Origin of the sequence: Glycocaulis sp. (assembly GCF_052168375.1) — a bacterium.
In the GTDB taxonomy this organism is placed as follows: domain Bacteria; phylum Pseudomonadota; class Alphaproteobacteria; order Caulobacterales; family Maricaulaceae; genus Glycocaulis.
The window spans coordinates 1-2,205 of the sequence record NZ_JBQLZR010000048.1; the positions used below are offsets into that span (position 1 = coordinate 1).

Here is a 2,205-nt window from a genome sequence, read left to right on the forward strand (position 1 = left end):
AGAGCCGCCGGGCGCCACTCCGTCCCGGGCCGAAGCAGGCCAGAGCGCCCGCCGCCGGGTTCTGGGTGACCAGCTTCGCGCCTATTACGACTCCGTCACGAGCGAGCCAGTGCCCGATACGCTGAGCGATCTGATGGCGGAACTTGCGCGCAAGTCGGGCGCTGGCACGAAAAACGACAACCCTGCCGAGGGCGGCGACAGCGGGCAGGGCAATACATGACAGCGCATAATGACGCCGCCGCCATGGCCGTCTTCCAGCAGGAACTCACCGATGCCATTCCGCACCTGCGCGCCTTTGCGCGCTCGCTGTGTGGCAATGCGTCCGAAGCCGACGATCTGGTCCAGGAGACGCTCATCAAGGCGTGGTCCGCACGCGAGCGCTTCGAGGACGGTTCATCCATGCGCGCGTGGACTTTCCGCATCCTGCGCAATCATTTCTACTCGGAACGCCGCCGGGCCTGGCGCAAGCAGGAACAGGGCGGGGAAATCCCGGAGAACGCTGCCGTTACCAACGAGCAGCAGAGCTGGGCCCTGCAGCTGGATGATGTGCGCCGCGCGCTTCTGGATATTCCCGATGAGCAGCGCGAGGCGCTGGTCCTCGTCGGCGCGGGCGGATTGAGCTATGAGGAAGCAGCTGAAGTATGCGGATGCGCAGTCGGCACGGTGAAAAGCCGGGTCAGCCGCGGCCGTGCGGCACTGGAAAAGCGCATGGGCACGGGCGTCGCCTTGCAGGCCTCGCCAGGCGGTGCAGCCAATGCGGCGGAGGATATTGTTGACCACATCCGCACCGCAAGCGCAGAGCGGCTCACCGGCTGACGCCGCCGCCGCACCGGCTGGCATTGCGCGGACCCGCTGGAGCGCGGGCCTGCGCGTGCGCATGCTGGCCGTCATTGTGCTCGCGCTCATTCCGCTGCTGGCCCTGAGCGCCCTCTATGCACAGGCACGGTTTGAAGCTGCGCGCGACAATCAACGCGAATTGCTGGCCGCGCGCGCGCAATTGACCGCGCAGAGCCAGCGCCAGCTCATTCTCGGTGCCGGAACCATGATGAGCGCGCTGGCGCGCCAGGCGCCCGTGCGCCTTGGCGGTTCGCTGTGCGCCCGGACGCTCGCTCAAGGCCTCGAAGGCCAGAGCGCCTATTCCAACATCGTCCGGGTCAATGCGTTTGGCGTGGTCGCCTGCTCTGCCGAGCCGATGGATGAAACTGTCCGGTTCGACGACACCGCCTGGTTTGCAGCCGCGCGTGAGAGCCAGGGTTTCAGCGTGGGTGCGCTGGAGATCGACCCCATCACCGAGACCGCTATCGTCCGGGCCATCAGCCCGGTGTTCGACGAGGAAGGCAATTTCGCAGGCGCCCTCGCCACCGGTGTCTCCCTGCAGGCCCTGCAGACACTGGGCGGCGAACAGGCAGGAGACGCACGCGCTGCCCTTGTGGACAGTGTCGGCCGGGTGTTGACCGAAAGCCGCGAAATCGGTGTGGCCCGGGTGGAGGAAGTCGTACTGGAAGAGGCAGCCCGCTCCGGCAGCGTCCATTTTGGCGGCAGCGGCCCTGACGGCGATGCCCGCCAGTTCGTGCTGGTGCCGCTGGTCGGGACCGAGCTTTACGCCCTGCTGTCCGAACCCTCCCCCGGCTTTGTCGATTTCGCGCTTCTGGACGTGGCTGGCATCATCATCCTGCCAGTCCTCATGCTGCTGCTGGCGGGCAGCGTGATCTGGATCGCCACCGATGTGATGATCCTGCGCTGGCTGCGCTATCTGCAACGCGTGGCGGCTGCTTACGGGCGCGGACGCTACTCGGTGCGGCCTTCGCGCGCAGCGCGCGCTCCGGGCGAATTGCGTGAGCTGGCAGCCGGGTTTTCCGTCATGGCCAGCTCCATTGCCGAACGGGATGAAGCGCTCAACCAGAGCCTCGCCTATCAGGAAATGCTGCTGCGCGAAGTGCATCACCGCGTAAAAAACAACCTGCAAATCATTACCAGCCTTATCAATCTGCAGATGCGCTCGGTTAACGACGCCAGAGCCGCCAAGGTGCTCAGCGATGCCCAGACCCGCATCAATGCGCTCGCGCTCGTCCATCGCAGCCTCTACGAGGCAGGCGATTTTGCCCGCATCAATCTGAAACCCTTCTTCGAGGAATTGTGCACGCTGACCCATCAGGCGGTCGGCGGCGTGGAGCGCGGCATCGCGCTGGAGACGCGCATTGCGCC

3 protein-coding genes are annotated in these 2,205 nt (G+C 65.9%); all 3 read left to right on the plus strand.

Annotated elements, in window-relative coordinates; all coding sequences use genetic code 11:
* Positions 1–220: NepR family anti-sigma factor (locus tag ACTS2Z_RS01940; protein WP_442571552.1), on the plus strand; the 220-nt coding region annotated here is incomplete at its 5' end.
* Positions 217–816 (plus strand): sigma-70 family RNA polymerase sigma factor, encoded by a 600-nt coding sequence (locus ACTS2Z_RS01945; protein ID WP_442571553.1) that lies wholly within the window; start codon positions 217–219, stop codon positions 814–816. The genes ACTS2Z_RS01940 and ACTS2Z_RS01945, both read left to right, overlap by 4 nt.
* On the plus strand, positions 773–2,205 hold a 1,433-nt coding region (locus ACTS2Z_RS01950; protein WP_442571554.1), incomplete at its 3' end, for a sensor histidine kinase. The genes ACTS2Z_RS01945 and ACTS2Z_RS01950, both read left to right, overlap by 44 nt.

Excerpts from the sequence above, each read along its gene's own strand:
- ACTS2Z_RS01945 (WP_442571553.1), top strand. The coding sequence starts at position 217 with ATGACAGCGCATAATGACGCCGCCGCCATGGCCGTCTTCCAGCAGGAA.